Here is an 18841-nt window from a genome sequence, read left to right as displayed (position 1 = left end):
GATGTCAACTGCTGTCCGCAGACATTGCTCAACCACAGATTTTCCGGAAGGCGCGATTTACAAGCACAGCGATTTTTGCCTAAATCGCGAATGTTCATCAGTGTTATTGTTACCTAATACCCGCCTCCGGGTGTTTCCCCGGATCTCGTGACATCATCCATTTGCCTGGCAACGCCTCAAAGGTTTTTCCCTCCGATGCCACTGACACACGATGTCATTACCGCGCTCGCACCGGACCAGTCGTCGCTGAAAGCAGCGAATGGCTTGACCAAGGCGTCCAAGTGGCCATTGCGCGAGATCTCCACCGCCGACCAGCTGATCTGGGGCGAGTGCCAGGGGTCTGGGGCCAATCCATACCGGACGGTCGTTGACACCGGAGACCACGGCTACAAGTGCACCTGCCCGTCCCGCAAATTCCCCTGCAAGCATGCCCTTGCGCTGATGTGGATGTATGTCGACGATCCTCAGGCCTTTCAGCAAGGCAATGTTCCGGAATGGGTCAACGACTGGTTGGGGCGCCGACGGACATCAGGCGCAGCGACAAAACCGGAACTCTCAAGAACAGGCAAGTCGCTCACGGCCGCCAGGATCCCGGTTGCCGAAAAAACCGAGGATCCACAAGCCGAGTCTCGCCGAAAGGCGGCTGCCGAAAAGCGGGAGAAAGACACCAGAGCGGCGTTGATCGCAGCCGCCGACGACCTGGAACAATGGATCGCCGATCAGCTTCGCACCGGTCTTGCCGGATTTCTAGACGACTGCAGCAACCGCTGCAGGGCGATTGCCGCGCGTCTGGTCGATGGCAAGGCTCAGGCGCTCGCAGGCCGCCTCGACGAATTACCGGCGCGGATCATCAAACTGCCCACCGAAGAACGGTTGGAAACGGTGCTTCAGGAACTGGGCAAAATCGTTCTTCTGCTAAGGGCATGGCGCAGCGCACCGGAAGACAAGGAACTGCGGCGGGCCATTTCAACATCCGAGACACGGGACAGCCTGATCGACAATCAGGATGCCCTCAAGGTCACATCCCGGTGGGAAGTGGTCGGTGAAGACATTTCGACCCGGCGCGACGGGCTGGTGAGCCAGGCCACCTGGCTGATGAATCTTGGCAAAGGACCCGCTTTCGCCGTCCTGCTGGATTATATTCCGGCAAGTCTGGGCAAACGCGCAAGCGCCTTTGCGCCCGGCGAACAGTTTGAAGCCGAGTTGATCTTCTATCCCGCCCGGGCGCCGTTGCGCGCGGTTCTGGCAACACGACAGCCTGGCGGCGAAAACGATTTGCCATGGCCGGCCGCTCCCGAAGGCGATCCATTGCAGCCCTTTCTGATCCAGCAGGACATCGCTCCCTGGACATCTGAAACGCCGCTGCTGTTGCCGAATGGCCGCCTTTTCAGATCCGGCAAGGCCGTCTGGTGGCAGTCCAGCGACGAGGCGCATACGCTTCCGGTCCAGGATGCTCCGGCCCAACAGTTTGCCGGCATGGAACTGAATCAAACCGCTGCACTTTGGGACGGACGGCGCCTGAGACTGTTCAGTGCCCGGACCGACTGGGGAAGGGTCCAGCTGGATGACTGATTTCCTGCAATCCCTTTCCAAGATCAAGGGCCGCTGGATGGTCGGCGGGTCCGGCATTGACGTGGTCCCGGCAGAGATACGCACCTCTCTTTCCGGGCTGGACCAGCCAGAGCTGGCCCTGCTGGCAATTGCCGCCCAGGCGGACCAGGTCGCGTTTCGCGCCGCGCCGGCCGGTGCCCTGGCGCCATTCCCGAGCTTGCCGAAGCTCGATCTCCCGCCGCTGCCCGATGCCTGCCGGGTCCTGTTCAGACGCTTTTTCACGCTGCACAAACTGTCGGACGCGCAGAAGACGCAGCTTCTGCACTTCATGGCCCTGCGCGGGTTCACGACCCATCCGGCGGACTACATGCCGGACCGCTTCGACGACCTGCCTGCGTGTTATGCTCCATGGGACAGCTGGAACGAGCGAGACCCGGAGCTGGCTGCAGACACCTTGAACGAACAGACCTGGGATGATTTCCTGCCGGCAGAGCGCGGCCATGCACTTGCAGCGCTTCGCCTCAAGGCTCCGGAGGAGGCGCTGCGACTGGTCGAGGCCAAGGCTGAAAACCTGCCTGCGGAACAACGTCTCAAATGTGTTGCTGCGCTCGCGGCCGGACTTTCCAAATCCGATAGTACCTATCTGGAAAAGCTCTATCACAAGGACCGGTCGTCCAAGGTTCAGGCCCTTGCCGGCGCCTTGCTGGCCCGGCTTGGCGGCATACTGGACGAAACGGAAAATGCGGCCGAGCTGGCAGATTTCCACGAACTGGCCAAAAAGGGCCTGATCAACCGCAAGACCATCGTGAAGGTCCGGAAACTCAAGACCGGCGCACAACAGGCCCGGCGAACCGAACTGTTTGAAACGGTGAGTCTTCCCGGTTTCGCGGCAGCTCTTGGCCTGACTGCGGAGACCCTTGTCTCAAGCTGGAACTTCGGGAACGACCGTGCGGATTACGAATTCAATTGCCAGGTCGCCCGGACCGGTTCTGAGGCCGCAATCCGCGTGCTCACCGAGCGCATCGTATCGGAAGTGTCGGCAAGAGCCGGTTTGTTGCAGCCACTGCTGGACCGGCTGACTGCTGCTGACCGGTGGCGGCATCTGCCGGAGATCCTGCGGCAGGCCACGAATAGCCTGGATGGGGTGCTGTTTTGCGCGGAGGGCAATTTCGGCCGTCTGGATGGCGAGACACTCATCGCGGCCCCCGCCGTCAAGATGCTGCTCAAGTCCGTGAAATCCGAAGCGAACGACGATGGCAAGAGCGTTGACGCCACCGGCCGGCAACACATGCTGTTCCAGCTTGGCCTGATTGCCGACCAGCGTGCCGCGCAAAACCTCATTCAATTGTTCCTAGAGGCGGGCAAGAGCCGGACGGACGCGTCCTTGCTCATGTTGCAATTCAACGCCGCCCTGACACCGGGAGACCCCTTATGAGCGACATCCAGCGGCAACCTGCCGAAGTCACTTACGCCGACGAGATTGCGGCCCTGAAGGCTGTCGATACCAAACCCAAACCGGAAGGCTGGGTTCTGTCTCCGCAAGCGGTGATCACCTATCTCATGGGCGGCCAAGCCGGCGACACCGAAATCAGCGCCAAATATGTCGGCAACCGCCGGCTGATCGAAACCGCGGTGGCGACGCTTGCAACCGACCGGGCCCTGTTGCTTCTGGGAGTGCCCGGCACGGCGAAATCCTGGGTTTCGGAGCATCTGGCGGCAGCTGTTTCCGGCAACTCGACCCTGGTTATCCAGTGCACGGCGGGAACCGACGAGAACCAGGTTCGCTACGGCTGGAACTATGCCCAGCTCCTGGCAAAGGGACCCAGCCGGGACGCCCTGGTGCCGACACCGCTTTACCGCGCCATGGAAACGGGCAAGCTCTGCCGCCTGGAAGAATTGACGCGCATGGGGTCCGATGTTCAGGACACCCTGATCACGGTTCTTTCGGAAAAGATGCTGCCGATCCCGGAGCTCAACGAGGCTGTCTATGCCACGCGCGGCTTCAATCTGATTGCAACGGCCAATGACCGCGACAAAGGCGTCAATGACCTGTCTGCCGCCCTCAAGCGCCGCTTCAACGTCGTCGTGCTGCCGCTTCCGGACGACATGGACGAAGAGATTGCCATCGTCAGCAAGCGTGTCGGCGAAATGGCCCGATCCTTGGATCTGCCCGCACCAAAGAACGTGACGGAGGAAGTCAAACGGCTCCTCGCCATCTTCCGGGAATTGCGCGCAGGGGAAACACTGGACGGCAAAACCACCTTGAAGAAACCCTCCGGCACGCTGTCGACCGCAGAGGCGATTGCCGTCACGGTGGGCGGTCTCAGCCATGCCGCCTTTTTCGGTGGCGGAGACCTGACGGCGGGCAGCCTGGCGCCGAATGTTCTTGGCGCCGTTCTAAAGGATCCAGTGCAGGACAAGGTGGTGCTGGAGGAATATCTCGAGACCGTTTTGAAAAAGCGCAGGGATTACGCCGATTATTATCAGGCCCTTACCGAGCTGGTCTGACGGAAACAGGACGGCAACCTCGTGACAGCCAACGTCTCCTATTTCGGTATCCGGCATCATGGACCCGGCTCTGCAAGGCGGTTGCTTGACGCGCTGGACGATTTGCGGCCGGCCGAAGTGCTGGTGGAGGGCCCTGCCGACCTCAGTGCCCTGCTGCCGACCCTGGCCAGCCTCTCCATGAAACCTCCCGTGGCGTTGCTGGCGTATCCGGTCAACGAACCGGAGCGAGCCGCCTTCTGGCCGTTTGCCGAATTCTCCCCTGAATACCAGGCCGTCTGCTGGGCGGTGTGTAATCACGTGCCGGTGCGTTTTATCGATCTGCCCGTTTACTGGAATTTCCAGCCCGACGAGGCCGAAGACAGCGCGCAGGACAGCGATGCCGAAGAAACAGGCGATGTTTTGCAACTGGCCGACCGGGACGACGCGTTTTCTGACAGGGACCAGCAGTTGCGCCGCGACCCGATCGGCGCGCTGGCAGAGGCTGCCGGATACGAGGACGGCGAAAGCTGGTGGCAGGACGTCATCGAAGAAAACCCGGCCCCAGGCCCGGTATTCGAGGCGGTTGCCGATGCCATGTCCACTCTTCGCGCGCATGCCGGTGAGCTGCCGGGCCGTGAAGCGGCGCGCGAAGCGCATATGCGCCTTGAGATTGGCAAGTCACTGAAGCAGGCAGACGGTCCGGTCGCCGTGGTCTGCGGCGCCTGGCATGTTCCCGCGCTTCAGGCCAAACACACAGCGAAGGCCGACCGCGCCTTGCTCAAGGGGGCGTCGAAGGTCAAGATCGCCGCCACCTGGGCTCCCTGGACGGCGCCGCGCCTGGCCACATCGAGCGGTTACGGCGCTGGCGTTGCAGCGCCCGGATGGTGCCTGCATCTGTGGCAGACGCCCGGCGACGACAAAACGACCCGCTGGATCGCACGCATCGCCAAAGCCCTTCGGGCCGAGGGCCAGATCGTCTCGACCGCGTCGCTGATCGAAACCGAACGTTTGGCGGTGTCACTTGCCGCCGTGCGCGGTCGGCCGCAGCCGGGTTATGAAGAGCTGCGCGAAGCGGCAATTTCCTGCCTGTGTTTCGGCAATCCGCTGATTTTCGACACGATATCGGCCGAGTTGCTGATCGGTTCCGATACCGGTGCGATACCGGACGATGTGCCGCTGGCGCCGCTGCTTGAGGACCTGCAAAGGCAGCAGAAGAAGGCACGGCTGAAACCCGAAGCCCTGGAACGGGAACTGTCTCTGGACCTGCGCTCCGACAGCGGCCTGTTCCGCTCAACGCTGCTGCATCGGCTGAGCATTCTCGATGTGCCCTGGGGGCGTCCATTAGATCCGGGCAAAAGCCGCGGCACCTTCCGGGAACGCTGGGTGCTGCGCTGGGAACCGGTACATGCCGTGCAGCTGGTGGAAAACCTTGTCTACGGTGCATCAATCGAACAGGCTGCGTCCGGCAAGACAAAATCCAGATTGCGGGAAAGTCATGCGCTCGGCGCCCTGGCTGACCTTGTGTTCGGCGCGATGACGGCGCAGTTGAGTGATGCCGCAGATGAAGGCGTCCGTCTGCTTGGCGCGCGCGCGGGCCAGACTTCCGATTGCAGCGAGATGCTCTCGGCCTTGCCCGCCCTGGCAGACATCCTGCGCTACGGCGCGGCCCGCGAGATCGATACCGTCCGGCTCCATGCGCTGTTCGATCGGATTGCCACCCAGGCCGCGCTGTCCCTGCCCTATGCAGTGCGCAATCTCGATGCCGAAGCCTCGCAGGCCCTGCGCAGCCAGATCCAGGGCGCCGACGGAGCCATCCGGCTGCTGGACGACCAGCCGGACCTGCAAGGCATTTGGCAAAAGGCGCTGGAGGCGATCATCGAAGAGCCCCAGGCCAACCGGCTGATCTCCGGGCTTGCCGCGCGGCTGCTTTATGAGGCTGATCTTCTGTCTTCGGACGCTGCGGTCGATCTGCTGGCACGCATGTTATCCCCCGGCACCGCTGTCCAGGACGCGGCCGCCTATTTTGCCGGGTTTCTGGAAGGCGCCGGCCAGCGTCTCTTGTATGACGACGGCCTGCGCCGCTGCGTCGATACCTGGTTGCTCACGCTGGAGGAAGACGACTTCACGGAGTTCCTGCCGCTGTTCAGACGCGTTTTTGCAAGCATGGACAAGACCGAGCGGCGACGACTGATGGATGCCCTGTTCGGCAATTCGGTTTCCGGCGGATCAAAAATGATTGCGACACCAGATGCTGAGACCCGCTGGCCGGCCCATCTGGACATCCTGACCCGACTGCTCAAGGGAGAGGCACATGGATGAGCGTGGACGTCGGTGGCGCCTGGCGCTGGGGGGCGATGACGACGGGCTGGCCGGGCGCGATCAGCGCCTCTCCGCCGCCCTGAGCGCGCTTTACAACCCGGAAGACGGCGGATCAGGCGGCAAGGGCGGTAAAGGCAAACGCGGCGGCCTTGGCGGTTCCGCGACGAAAGTGGCCCGCTGGCTCAGCGAAATACGAGAGTTTTTCCCCTCTTCCGTTGTTCAGGTGGTTCAGAAAGACGCCTTCGACCGGCTCGGCCTGAAACAGATGCTGCTGGAACCGGAATTCCTGGCGGTGATGGAAGCGGACGTCAATCTGGTGGCCGATCTCGTTGCCATGCGCGGTGTCATGCCGGACAAGACCAAGGACGCCGCACGTGAGGTGATCGCCAAAGTGGTCGCAGAGCTGATGGAACGGCTGGAGAGGCGCACCGCCGAAGCGTTACGCGGCGCCGTGGACAAATCCAAACGCACCTTCCGGCCGCGTTTTGCCGATATCGACTGGTCCCGCACCATTCGGGCGAACCTGCACCACTACCAGCAAGAGCACAACACGGTGGTGCCCGAAAAACTGATCGGCTTCATGCGGCGGCAGCGCAGGATCGTCGATCTCGACGAGGTTGTCCTGTGCGTCGACCAGTCCGGTTCAATGGCCTCTTCCGTGGTCTATGCCTCGATCTTTGCGGCCGTCATGGCCTCCTTGCCGGTCGTTAAAACAAAACTGGTGTGCTTCGACACGGCAGTCCTCGATCTGACCGACGATCTTTCAGATCCGGTGGAAGTGCTGTTCGGGGTACAGCTCGGAGGCGGCACCGACATCAATCAGGCCGTGGCCTATTGCGAGGACAAGATTGAAAAACCGTCCAAATCGCATCTCGTCCTGATCACCGATCTCTATGAAGGCGGCAACGCCAAGGAGATGGTCGCCAGAATTGCAAGACTGACCGGACAGGGCGTGAATGTCATTGTCCTGCTCGCGCTGACCGATACAGGCAATCCGTTTTACGATGCCCAGATGGCGGCGACCATCGCTGCGCTCGGTGTCCCGGTCTTTGCCGCCACACCGGACCAGTTCCCCGATCTCATGGCCTGTGCCCTGCGCCGTGAGGACATCCAGCAATGGGCGGCTTCTCAGGATATCAAGACCATTCGGGCAGACGCCGCCGATCACGAGAGCTGAGCGGGTTCAGGCCCGGCGAAAGGTTGCCAGACCAAGCAGCGCCATGACGGCGGCCAGGCCCAGCAGCACGGCCCTGGCATCGTCGCCGGCGGCAAACACGGCCACAATCAGCCCTGCCAGAGGCTGCGAGAGGTTGTTGAGGCAGATGATGGCGCCGGTGGTCTTGCCGAATTCCGCAGGTGGAATGATCTCCTTGCGCAAGGTTCGCACATAGATGTTGAACATCTTGTCGAAACCCGCAATCAGCAGGAAACCGAGGGCATAGACAAGCGGATGCGCCCCGAGCCCGGTCAGGATGGCGCCAACGCAGATCAGGGCATAGGCGGTCAGACCCAGCGTCCTGAGCCCCAGATGCACATGTGCGGTCAAGGTGAGAACGGCCAGCGTTGCCAGGGCACCGCCCACCTGCAGCCAGGCATAGACCTGCTCGCTTTGGGCGAAGAAACCGGTCACCATCGCAGCAGCCGTTGCAAGGGTCGCCCCTATGATCAGATTGACACCGGCGGCCTGCAGGATGGCCTGCATCAGGCCAGGCAGACGCCAGATCAGGGCCAGTGCGTGTTTCAGGTCCGCAATCGGGTGACGTCTTTCCCCGGTGCCGGGCGCTGCCTGCATGCGTGCCTGTCCGGGCCAGAGCATGAAGGCCAGGTCGGCCAGCAGGAACAGCACCGTCGCCAGCACGACAACAGCTTCCCAGGGCCAGAACGCCATCAGATAGGCCGCTGTGAGCGGCCCCAGCACCACGCCCATCTGCGAGGCGAGCTGGCCGTAGCTTGCCACTTTTTCAAAGCGCTGGTCGGCAAAAGCCCTGACAAGGACCATCTCCAGCGCCAGCATGCCCTGAGTGGTCAGAATACCGACGACGGCGGACAGGCCGATCAGCCACCAGACGCCGCCAAAGAGGATCTGCCCGGTAATGCCGATAATGCAGGCCACGGCCCTCAGGACCCGGCTGATCCTGAGCAGGAGGATCGGCGAGATCCGGTCACAGAGGATCCCGGCGACCGGAAAGGTCAGGTAACGCGGCAGGGTCTCGAAGAAAAAGGCCAGCCCCGACCAGGCAACGTTGCCGGTGATCTGAAAGATCACCAGCGGCACAAGGAACAACAGGATCTGGTCGGCCAGAACCGTGAGGAACATGGACGCGAAGAACGCGCGGTCGCGGACAAGCATGAAGGCGCTTTCAGGAAAAGCGTTTTAGGTGGGATCTAACTCGTAGCATCGCACCTGCTGCACCGCAACCGCCAGCTGTACCAGTCAGGCTTTTCGGGCAACCACGAAACGGCTGCGCGGTTCCGGGTAGGTTCCCGTTTCTATGATCTCGAACCCGGCACGGCGGATCTTTTCTTCAACGTCCTCGAACGAGAACATGCTCACATAGGGCGCCTTGCCGAAGAGCTGCATAACCTTGATCATGGGACCGAACAGCCAGGCACGGTCCTTCAGGCAAACCGTCTTGGAAATGTAGAGGCCGCCCGGTCTCAACAGATCACGGACACGCGCCAGCAGGTCGTCCGGGTTCTCCACCAGGTGGAAGAAGTTGAAGGCCAGGATCGCATCATAGCCTGCGCCCTGTTCCTCGGGCAGTTGAACGCGTTCATCGAATGCGTCCGCCGTCAGGAAGCTGAGCCCCTCATGGGCAACACCGCTGTTTCTCTCGGCCGCCAGCTTCTCGTTGGCGATCTCGATCATGCCCGGTGCGAAATCCGTGGAGAGGAACGACTTCACGTTCTTTGCCAGAAGAAGGGCGGTCGACCCGGTGCCGGCCCCAAGCTCCAGAACGTGGTCTTCCGGCCCCAGGTGTTCCGTGGTCCGCTCGAGCGTTTTCTCGTATGCGGCCTGATCCTTGATCTTTGACGCCGCATATTTGCGGGCTGCCTTGTCCCAGAACCTTGTCGAAGGTGTCATGTCATTCGTCCATGTGATGGCCATGGTGTATCTTTCCATATCATGCTGTTCGTCGAAACGGCGCAGCTGAGTTGTCTTGCAGCGCAATTGACGCTGCTTCGTTTTTCCTCCCGGCAATCGCCGTGCTCCAGAGCCGTGTCCAGGCTCCGGTCCCGACCGGCAATTCTTCAAGGTCTTTCAGGCCGCACTGTTCCAGCCAAGTCTTGACCACCTCCGGGTCCAGACGCTGCGTGCGCCACTTGAGGTGAATGTAGGCTCCAAGCGCCGATTTGCGCGTTACCACCAGAAGCAGCTTGCCGCCCGGCCGGAGCACACGGCACATTTCGCTGATCGCTGCCTTCGGAGAGCCAAGATGCTCGACCGTGTGTGCACAAATGACCCGATCAAAACTGTCTGTCTCAAAGGGCAGGCTGTGCATGTCGGCAATCTGCCCGTCAAAACGCAGATTGAGGTCCGACAGGTTCCTGCGCGCTTCAGACAGCATGCTTGGCGAAATATCCACGGCCGACAGATCAAACGGCTGTGCCACCTCATGCGCAAAAGCTGCGGACAAGGCTCCGGTTCCAACCCCGCAATCCAGCACACGAAACGGCGTGCCGCCAACCAGGTCATCCCCCTCTGTGAACTCGGCCATGACCTTCCGGTATGCCTCCAGAAAGCCAAGTTTCATCAGCTTGCCGGTCCACATGGGGGCCTGATCATCATAGGCCTGGCGAAGATCGTCCGCCGAAAACCCGCGCCGGTTGACGGAAATCTGCCAGGTACCGAACCAGCGCTCATAGACGGGTATCTTCGGCTTGTGAGTTTCCAACGTCATTTATTGCCGGAACCCCGATTGCGAAGGCCAATCAGCTCGAGGAATTCCCGGCCCATGTCCCGTCCACCGCCCGGGGATGCGAGAAAACACAGGACGGAGAAACCGATTTTGAGAAGCTGGACTGTCAACGACTGCAGGCTCATGGTGCGATCCTTTCGCCTCTCAGATAACCCCTAAATAAACGAATATAAATTGCGAAAATCCGGTTAGTTGATATACATATTTGCATGAATTGGCAGACGATCACCTTTGACTGGAACCAGGCTCGCGCCTTTCTCGTAACCGCCGAGGAAGGCTCCCTGTCGGCAGCAGCCCGAGCCCTCAATCTGACACAGCCCACCTTGAGCCGTCAGGTCGCGGCCCTGGAAGAAACCCTCGGTGTGACCCTGTTCGAACGGGTCGCGAAGTCGCTGATCCTGACCGATGCCGGGCTGGAACTGGTCGAACATGTGCGGGCCATGGGAGAAGCGGCCAGCCGCGTGTCACTGGCCGCCTCCGGCAAGGCGCAACAGGTCGAGGGCCTGGTGACGGTGTCGACCACGGATCTGACGGCCGCACATATCCTGCCCGATATCTTAAGGGACCTGCGCGACCTGGCGCCCCGCATCGAGGTCAAGCTCCTGTGCACCAACAGTCTCAGCGACCTGCGCCGCCGGGAAGCCGATATCGCCATTCGCCACGTCTCTCCCGACCACCCGGATCTTTACGCCCGCAAGCTGCGCGACGCGCCTGCACGGATCTATGGCGCCCGGTCGTATGTCGAACAGTTCGGCCGGCCGCTGGCCCTGGATGATACCAAGAGCCTCGACTTTGTCGGCTATGACAACAACGAGGAACTGGTCGGCTACCTGCGCGCGTTTGGCCTGGATGTCAGCGAAGGCAACATCCGGCTGGGCTCTCCCAACGGGGTGGTCGCCTGGGAGCTGGTCCGGCAGGGCTTCGGCCTGTCGATCATGGCCGACGAAATCGCCGAGCGGTTCCCGGAAATCGTGCCTGCCTTTGCCGGCGTCAAGCCGGTCACGTTCCCGATCTGGCTGGTCACGCACCGCGAACTCCACACCAGCCGGCGCATTCGCGTGGTGTTCGATCATCTGGCGGAGGGGCTGCTCAGGCTCAGGCCGCGCAGGACCTATGACTGATCGCCGTCCGGCATCTGCAACCACGGGCCTGGACCGGTCTCCGGTCTAAAGAGAGTTCCAGACCGAATAGAGCGTTGAATGCAGCAGCGAGTGCCGGTCGCCGAAGCGGACAACGACCAAATCCTTGTCGGGCATCATGTAAACGATCTGCCCGCCCTGCCCCATCATGTAGGAAAAGCTGCCTTGCAACGCTTCGCCCTTGCGGTCGAGGACGTTGTGGCGGATATGCGTCCCATAAGCCCCTTTGGTGCGGGCCTTCGGTGAAAGTCTGGTGCCGAAATAGAGGTTCCAGAGCTCCTCCGACAGGAAAGGGCGCTCCGGGGTTCCGTTTTGCGCCAGAAATCTGCCCACCTTGAGCCAGTCGCTCGCAGTGGCATAGAGGCAGCAATAGGCGGTGACACTCCCCTCTTCGCCGTGGCGCAGCCAGTCTGCCCGGGCAGCTCCTGCGGGCAGCCAGACACGCTCGACAAATAAATGATCAAGCGGCCTGCCATGAACCTTTTCAAGAAGATGCCCCAACACGGCCGTGTTGACATTCTGGTAGGCGAATTGCCCGACCCGGTCGGAGCGGACCTGCAATTCGTCCTCAACCGACCCAAGGCCTCCTGCGTGCAGCCGCGCCAGCCTGCCAAACGGATTGTAGGTCACCAGCCGGTCCTGCTTGTCGGCGCTTTCCTGTTCAAAATCGAGACCGCTGCGCATTTCCAGAAAGCTGCGCACACTCTGCTGCCCGAAGCGCTCGGAACCGAAACCCGGCAGGTAGGCGCTGACCGGATCGTCAAGGCTCGCAATCCTGCCCTCGGACACGGCCTGAAGCACAAGTGCGCCGACAACGCTCTTGATCAGCGAATAGGAGTTGAAGCGCGTGTGCGGGCCATAACCATCCGCATAGGTTTCCAGCACGATACGGTCGCCGCGCAACACCAGAAGGGCGTGGCTGCCGGCGTCTTCGAACAGGTCCTGCCCGCGCGGGTTCAGTGGTGCCAGGGCCGAAGCGTAGTGCAGCGGTTCCGGTTGGCCCGAGATCGTTTGAAACGACCCGAGCGCCGGCCAGACCGCCCGCGGATAGGCCGCCTGCAGCGGCTCGAACAGGCCACTGGCATAGGCCACCGCCAAGCCACCCAGGCCAGCGCTGGCCGTCAGAAACAGGGCTTTCAGAATTCGCATGATCTTTGGTCTTCATCAAAGGCCCATCAAGGCAAAGGATCGTGTCGGAAAAAGGACAAGGCCTTCATTAGCCGACAGAAGCTTGAGACCGGTTGTGACCATCAGCGTTCCGCACAAGCTTGCGCCTTGATTGAAAGAACAGCGAAGGGTGTTCGAACATGAAGAGGTCCAGCCGAAAAGCGCTTACTCCTCGCCAGCCGAAACAACAGCCGCCCATCAACTCTCGCCAGCGTTCGCCTTTTCCAATACCTCCTGTGGCAAGCCGGCGAGCTTCTTTCTGACGACAAACAGCATGACCGCGCTCAAGACCGACAGCAGGATGTAGAGCACGCCAACCCCGGCGCTCACATAGCCAGCGCCCGTCACCAGCCACTCGGGAAGAAAGCTCAGGGTCGCGGCGATATCAGAGGCATGGGTGATCAGCAGATAGCCGATCACGGCATTGCCGAGGCCGGTCAGAAGGTGGCTGATCGACTTCCTGCGCAGGTTGGACAGTTTTTCATTAAGACTGGTCCCAGCCGTCTGATCAGCAGGTCTATGGTCCTCGAAGGTCATCAACTCTTTCCATCAAAATTGGGCAAGCCCTTCAACTGGGCTTAGAACCAGAAAATCAATGGAACGAAATAAAGAGCAGAAACTCGCCCAGGACAATGGTTCTGCAGCGCACAGCAGCCAAATGCTGACAGGTTGCTGGCAGGACTTTCAGGTTCACCCCAACATCCAGTTCAGCACCAGCCGCCAGTCGGTCATGCGGATCGGGGTGCCGTGGGTGCCGGTGTCGAACAGGGTGAACCTGATCGGGTAGTTGGGCGCGCGGTTCTTGATCTGCTTGTAGAAATTTGCCTGGTCTTCCCAATTGTAGACCCGGTCGAGCGTGCCCTGGCCCATATAGATCGGTACATTGCGGCGCAGAGCGCTGGAATTGAGGAAATTCGGATCCTTTGGCGAACCGAGCAGCATGATGCCGTTGATCAGGCTGGCGTAATTGCCGTTCTTGACCAGGTTCCAGCAGATGATGCCACCCATGGACCCGCAGGCCACCACCACCTTGGCGCCAGGCGAGAGCTGCTTCTGATACTGGATCAGCGCCGCGACATCCGCCGTGCCGGACTTGCCGAAATTCTTGATATCGACGGTCAGATATGCACCGCCATTGCGGACCATCAGGTTCTGGATGCGATTGAAATTGCCGCCAAAGGAAACGTCGTTCATGCCCTGGAAGCGGTTGCCGCCCTGGCCATGGATATAGATGACGATGGCTTTTGCCCCACCCTTCCACTTGCCGGTGCCCATGTAGTTGATGGTACGGCCATTGGCCTGCAACTCGCCGCTGCCCCGGCTGCGCTTCGGTTTGTAGGAGACGTAATTGCCATAGACCCGGCGCTCGTCGACCTCGTCGCGGTCGCGCAGGTCCCGCTGCTTTGAGTATTCCACCACCAGGAAATCGCCGCCATAAAGCGTCTCGTGGATCTTCTTGTAGCGAAACAGCCGGTCCTTGTAGGGTTTCAGCGCCTCTGCCTGCGCCAGTCCGGCGCTTCCGCCAACTGCAATGACAGCACCAAGCAGCAGGGCACCGAGGGCCTGTGCATGGCGGGCCTTGATGATCCTGTGCAGCATGGGACGTCCTTTGTTCGGCAAATCACGCAGTCGGCCCTACCCTAAGCATCGCCCCTGAGGCTTTCAATCGGCTGCAGATCAAAAACCACTGCTGATCCTTGCCCCCAGCGGATCTGCTTTCATCAGCTGCCAGAGCTGTGATCAGGCCGGACGCGCCACCACGTCACTCAATACATTCGGCACGTTTCCGTTCACCCTTGCAAATTGTACCAAGAAAAACTGCGCGTTTTATCCACAAGGACGGCAGGGCACTGAATAACCTTGATGCAAAATGCGAATTTAAGAATTTGGTAACCATAAAAATCCAAGAGTGACAGGGAGATAAGTCCAAGAAGGACCCTCATTTAGACAATGCATGGCCAGGTCAGGAGAGCCAAGATGCCAGTCATTTCCTTCGCAAACGCAAAGGGCGGCGCCGGAAAGACCACCGCCGCACTGCTGCTGGCGACAGAAGTCGCGGCACGGGGAAAACGTGTCACCATCTTTGATGCGGATCCGCAAAAATGGATCTCCAAGTGGGCCGAGCTTCCCAGGACCTGTCCGGGCATCAGCGTTGTCAGCGAAGTGTCGCCGGCCTCGATCACCGAACAGGTCACCTACGCGGCTGAACACTCCGACTACGTGATCGTCGATCTGGAAGGCACGGAAAACCTGATCGTTGCCAACGCGCTCTCGGTATCGGACCTGGTGGTGGTGCCGATCCAGGGATCGTCCATGGATGCCCGCGGCGGCGCCAAGATCCTCTCCCTGATCAAGAAGCTGGAAAAGATCGTCCGGCACGACATCAAGCACTGTGTGGTGCTGACCCGCACCAATGCGGCCGTGACCACCCGCGCCATGAAGGCCGTGCAGGACTTCCTGTCGGCGCAGAACATCGATGTCCTGATGACCCCGATTGTCGAACGGGCCGCCTTCCGCGACATGATGGAATTCGGCGGAGGCCTCGCCGATCTCGATCCGAAACTTGTCAGCGGCGTTGCCAAGGCCCGCGAAAACGCCGGTCTCTATGCCGCCGAGCTTCTGGAGCGGGCCATCACCGTGCCGAAAAAGCGCTGGTACAACATCTTCAAGCGGGCAAGCTGACGCCAGGAGTTCCGCGATCCCAAAGAGCCGGGCGCTTCCCGGCTCGGCTTTTTGAAACGCCCAGCTCGTCATTCCGGGCAAGTGCAGTAAAGCTGCACGCCAATCCGGAACCCGGCAAATCAGCACGAGCAATAGCGAGCACAAAACCAATTAGGTTTCCGGCATTCCAAATAAGGACGTGCCTGCGAGACAACGCTGACGCGCTTCTTCAGGAGGAAGCCGTGGCTGTCGCTTACTTCGCGTAGCTAAAATCCTGAAGCCGCCAACGGATGGCCCTCTCCTGGAAGTCGCGCTAAGGTCTGGACACGACTCAACCGGGTTGTCCCATCAGCCGCCGATTTTACCGGAGGATGCCATGTCTTCGCCCCTCGCCCGCCTTGCCGCTTCCGGTCTTGCCTGCCTTCTACTTGCCGCGTGTTTTGGCGAGGACGGCAATGTGGCGCTCGGCAATCTCGAGCGGGACCGGGTGGCGTTGACGGCAACGGCAAGCGAAGTGCTGATCGCGCTGCCCGTTGCCCAGGGAACATTTGTCGAAAAAGGGACCGTGCTGGCGCAGCTCGACCCGGCCGAACAGCAGGCCGTCGTCAACCAGGCGCGCGCGGAAGTGCAAAAGGCAAAAGCCAACCTTCTGAAACTGGAAAACGGCTCCCGGGAAGAAGATATCGCCAAGGCCCGCGCCAGCGTTGCCGGCGCCAAGGCCGAACTGGTCGACGCGGAAGCCAGCTTCAAGCGCTACCAGGACCTGACAGAGCGCGGCACTACGAGCCAGGCCCAGTTCGACAGTGCCCGAGCGAGCCGGGATGCGGCGCTGGCCAGCCTGGACAGCTCCGAACAGCAACTGAAGGAACTTGTCATCGGCACGCGCCCGGAGGATCTGGACATCGCCCGGGCGGAACTGGCCGCTGCCGAAGCCAGCCTTGCCACCCAGGAAAAGGTGCTCCAGGACCTGACCATCACCGCCTCGCGTGACGGCGTGCTCGACAACCTGCCCTGGAACCTCGGTGAACGGGTCACGGTCGGCAGCCCGGTCGCAGTCATGCTGGCGGGCGAAGCGCCCTATGCCAGGGTCTATGTGCCCGAACCGCACAGGGTGAAGATCAACGAAGGCGACACACTTCAGGTCAAGGTGGACGGGCTGGACAAGCCCATCGAGGGTTCCGTGCGCTGGATCAGTTCCGAGCCGTCCTTTACGCCCTATTACGCCCTCAACCAGTCCGAACGGGCCCGGTTGATGTATGTGGCGGAGGTCCAGCTGCCGGACAGCGCCAAGGACCTGCCCAATGGCGTTCCGGCCCAGGTTGTGCTGCCGTGACGGAGCCGGAGAGCGACATTGTCGTGCGGGCCGAGGGCCTGGTGAAAAGCTTCAAGGGCTTCCGCGCCGTCGACGGCCTGGATCTCACCATCGAGCGCGGCATGATCTACGGCTTTCTCGGCCCCAATGGCTGCGGCAAGACCACCGCCATGCGCATGCTGACGGGCTTGCTGACACCGACCGAGGGTACGGTGGAGGTGCTGGGCCTGTCCGTCCCCAAGGATGCGGAGACCCTGAAATACCGGATCGGCTACATGACCCAGGCCTTCTCGCTTTATGGCGACCTGACGGTCCGGGAAAATCTCGATTTCATGGCGACGATCTACGGCCTTTCTTCCAAAAAGCGCAAGCAGCGCATCGGCGAGGTCATGGAACGTTATGAGCTGAGCGACCTGGGCAACCGCTTTGCCGGCAAGATGAGTGGCGGCCAGCGACAGCGACTGGCGCTCGCGACCGCCGTCCTGCACGAACCACAACTGCTCTTTCTGGACGAGCCGACCTCTGCCGTCGATCCGGAATCCCGCCGTCACTTCTGGGAACAGCTGTTCGACCTTGTTGATGGTGGCACGTCGATCGTGGTCACGACCCATTTCATGGACGAAGCGGAACGTTGCCACAAGATCGCGATCCTGGAGGCCGGGCAGAAACGGGCGGACGGCGCGCCGAAAGAGCTGATGGCCGGCATGGGCGCCAATGTGGTCGAAATCGAAGGACCGAACCTGCGCGACATCCGCAGGCATCTGCTGGGCACGGACGGCATCATGGCCGCGGCCCAGTTGGGGGCGAGGCTGCGCGTTCTGGTCAGGCAGGACGTTCCCGATCCGGCCGATTTTCTTCAAAAACGGCCGGAAACAGACGGTGCGACACTGATCGAACAGGTCCGGCCGAACCTGGAAGATGTCTTCGTGACGGCAACGGGAGAAGGACGGCAATGATCAGATCCCTCTCGCGCATCGGTGCGATCTTCTCCAAGGAACTGGCCCAGCTGCGCCGGGACCGCATGACCTTCGGCATGGTCATCATGATCCCGCTGATCCAGCTGATCCTGTTCGGCTATGCCATCAATACGAATGTGCGCGACATTCCGGTCGCGGTTGTCGACCAGAGCCAGACCGGTCTCAGCCGTATCCTGATCCAGATCGTCGAGGCCACGACCGTGGTTGAGGTCACCGAACGCCTGAGTTCGGTGGAGGAAGCCGAAGAGGCAATCAAGGCGGCTCGGGTCCGGGCGGCGTTCATCCTGCCCCCGGACCTCTCCCAACGCATTGCGCGCTCACCCTCCGTCGGGCTGGGCACACCGCCATCCACGGATGAGGAAACCAGCCGGCCGGTGGCGCAGTGGATCGTTGACGGCTCCGACACGATGATCGCCAGCGCAATCAAGTCCCTGCGCAGCATGCCGCTGTCGGAGCTCAACCGGCAGGCTCCCAACCGCTCGACGCCCACGTTTGAAGTTGCGCTTTTCTTCAATCCGGAACAGCGGACCGCCATCAACATCGTGCCGGGCCTTGTCGGCATCATCCTGACCATGACGATGATCATGTTCACCTCCGCCGCCATTGTCCGCGAGCGCGAGCGCGGCAACATGGAGATGCTGATCAACACGCCGGTCAGGCCGATGGAGCTGATGATCGGCAAGATCATCCCCTATATCTTCATCGGGCTGTTGCAGACCGTCATCATCCTCGGCCTGGGGCATGTGCTCTTCAATGTGCCCTTCGGTGACAAGATGGTGGATCTCTTCATCGGCACCCTGCTCTTCATCGGGGCCAGCCTGTCGCTCGGCCTCGTGCTGTCGACCATTGCCCAGAGCCAGCTGCAGGCGACCCAGATGACGGTCTTCGTTCTGTTGCCGTCGATCCTGCTCTCCGGTTTCATGTTCCCCTACGAAGGCATGCCGCTGATCGCGCAATATATCGCCGAAGCGTTCCCGGCGACGCATTTCATGCGCATGATCCGTGGTTTCGTTCTTCGGGACGCAGGCCTTGTCGAACTGCACCGCGACGTCCTGTGGATGTGCGGTTTCTTCGTGCTGGGGCTGATCGTCGCCGCGCTCCGGTTCAAGAAACGGCTGGACTGAGTTTTCCAATTCCATTGGATGGTGGCTCTGCACACGACAACCTCATCCTCAGAGTCTGGCCCGAAAGTGATGGCCGGGGCGAATGCTTCAGTCACATTTGTCATTCCCGCGAAAGCGGGAAACCAGGACTCCTTGAGGGTAGACTTAATTTATAGCGCCGATTCATGAGGTTACTGGGTCTCCG

At 61.1% G+C, this 18841-nt stretch carries 16 protein-coding genes; 10 read left to right on the top strand and 6 right to left on the bottom strand.

Annotated elements, in window-relative coordinates:
* Positions 1 to 195: 195 nt before the first annotated feature.
* Genes CHH27_RS00250 through CHH27_RS00230 form a run of 5 tightly spaced genes read left to right on the top strand, consistent with a single transcriptional unit; the run spans position 196 to position 7534 of the window.
* Positions 196 to 1572, top strand: coding sequence for an SWIM zinc finger domain-containing protein (locus tag CHH27_RS00250; protein ID WP_094069789.1), 1377 nt, complete (start codon positions 196 to 198; stop codon positions 1570 to 1572).
* The gene (locus CHH27_RS00245) at positions 1565 to 2986 is read left to right on the top strand and encodes a DUF5691 domain-containing protein (RefSeq protein ID WP_094069788.1); all 1422 of its coding nucleotides are present in this window, start codon (positions 1565 to 1567) and stop codon (positions 2984 to 2986) included. Before CHH27_RS00250 ends, CHH27_RS00245 begins: the two co-directional genes overlap by 8 nt.
* A complete protein-coding gene (locus CHH27_RS00240; RefSeq protein WP_094069787.1) occupies positions 2983 to 4059 on the top strand; it encodes an AAA family ATPase in 1077 nt (358 codons plus the stop codon). The genes CHH27_RS00245 and CHH27_RS00240 overlap by 4 nt, the downstream gene beginning before the upstream one ends.
* A 21-nt stretch (positions 4060 to 4080) precedes the next feature.
* Positions 4081 to 6357, top strand: coding sequence for a DUF5682 family protein (locus CHH27_RS00235; RefSeq protein WP_094069786.1), 2277 nt, complete (start codon positions 4081 to 4083; stop codon positions 6355 to 6357).
* Complete coding sequence (locus CHH27_RS00230) at positions 6350 to 7534, top strand: VWA domain-containing protein (RefSeq protein ID WP_094069785.1); 1185 nt, start codon at positions 6350 to 6352, stop codon at positions 7532 to 7534. Before CHH27_RS00235 ends, CHH27_RS00230 begins: the two co-directional genes overlap by 8 nt.
* Positions 7535 to 7540: 6 nt before the next feature.
* Here the strand turns inward: CHH27_RS00230 and CHH27_RS00225 are convergent, their stop codons facing one another.
* The 3 genes from CHH27_RS00225 to CHH27_RS00215 form a co-directional block, all read right to left on the bottom strand.
* Positions 7541 to 8707 carry an MFS transporter gene (locus CHH27_RS00225; RefSeq protein ID WP_094069784.1) on the bottom strand — a complete coding sequence of 389 codons (1167 nt, stop codon included), beginning with the start codon at positions 8705 to 8707 and terminating at the stop codon, positions 7541 to 7543.
* An 84-nt stretch (positions 8708 to 8791) separates the two neighbouring features.
* Entirely contained in the window at positions 8792 to 9466 is a 675-nt protein-coding gene (locus tag CHH27_RS00220) for a class I SAM-dependent methyltransferase (RefSeq protein ID WP_094074423.1), read from the bottom strand.
* A 16-nt stretch (positions 9467 to 9482) separates the two neighbouring features.
* A complete protein-coding gene (locus CHH27_RS00215; protein ID WP_094069783.1) occupies positions 9483 to 10259 on the bottom strand; it encodes a class I SAM-dependent methyltransferase in 777 nt (258 codons plus the stop codon).
* A gap of 227 nt (positions 10260 to 10486) precedes the next feature.
* Between CHH27_RS00215 and CHH27_RS00210 the strand changes: the two genes are divergently transcribed.
* A complete protein-coding gene (locus tag CHH27_RS00210; RefSeq protein WP_094069782.1) occupies positions 10487 to 11398 on the top strand; it encodes a LysR family transcriptional regulator in 912 nt (303 codons plus the stop codon).
* Between the two features lie 45 nt (positions 11399 to 11443).
* On the opposite strand, the gene CHH27_RS00205 is transcribed toward CHH27_RS00210, so the two are convergent.
* From CHH27_RS00205 to CHH27_RS00195, 3 genes are all read right to left on the bottom strand, one after another.
* Positions 11444 to 12565: a serine hydrolase gene (locus tag CHH27_RS00205; RefSeq protein ID WP_094069781.1), complete on the bottom strand. Its 1122-nt coding sequence runs from the start codon at positions 12563 to 12565 to the stop codon at positions 11444 to 11446.
* 216 nt (positions 12566 to 12781) lie between these two features.
* A complete protein-coding gene (locus CHH27_RS00200) occupies positions 12782 to 13120 on the bottom strand; it encodes a hypothetical protein (RefSeq protein WP_094069780.1) in 339 nt (112 codons plus the stop codon).
* A gap of 153 nt (positions 13121 to 13273) precedes the next feature.
* Positions 13274 to 14182, bottom strand: a complete 909-nt coding sequence (locus CHH27_RS00195; RefSeq protein ID WP_094069779.1) for an alpha/beta hydrolase — start codon at positions 14180 to 14182, stop codon at positions 13274 to 13276.
* 378 nt (positions 14183 to 14560) lie between these two features.
* Between CHH27_RS00195 and CHH27_RS00190 the strand changes: the two genes are divergently transcribed.
* The 4 genes from CHH27_RS00190 to CHH27_RS00175 all read left to right on the top strand — a co-directional run bounded on the left by CHH27_RS00190 (position 14561) and on the right by CHH27_RS00175 (position 18657).
* The gene (locus CHH27_RS00190; protein ID WP_094069778.1) at positions 14561 to 15265 is read left to right on the top strand and encodes a ParA family protein; all 705 of its coding nucleotides are present in this window, start codon (positions 14561 to 14563) and stop codon (positions 15263 to 15265) included.
* Between the two features lie 355 nt (positions 15266 to 15620).
* The gene (locus tag CHH27_RS00185; protein WP_094069777.1) at positions 15621 to 16577 is read left to right on the top strand and encodes an HlyD family secretion protein; all 957 of its coding nucleotides are present in this window, start codon (positions 15621 to 15623) and stop codon (positions 16575 to 16577) included.
* Positions 16574 to 17512, top strand: coding sequence for an ABC transporter ATP-binding protein (locus tag CHH27_RS00180; RefSeq protein ID WP_198338318.1), 939 nt, complete (start codon positions 16574 to 16576; stop codon positions 17510 to 17512). Before CHH27_RS00185 ends, CHH27_RS00180 begins: the two co-directional genes overlap by 4 nt.
* On the top strand, positions 17509 to 18657 hold the full coding sequence (locus CHH27_RS00175) for an ABC transporter permease (RefSeq protein WP_094069776.1): 1149 nt from the start codon (positions 17509 to 17511) through the stop codon (positions 18655 to 18657). The genes CHH27_RS00180 and CHH27_RS00175 overlap by 4 nt, the downstream gene beginning before the upstream one ends.
* Positions 18658 to 18841 lie beyond the last annotated feature (184 nt).

Source organism: Labrenzia sp. VG12, assembly GCF_002237595.1.
In the GTDB taxonomy this organism is placed as follows: domain Bacteria; phylum Pseudomonadota; class Alphaproteobacteria; order Rhizobiales; family Stappiaceae; genus Roseibium.
Note: the sequence above shows the minus strand (reverse complement) of the source record. Positions and strands in the feature narration are given on the sequence as shown.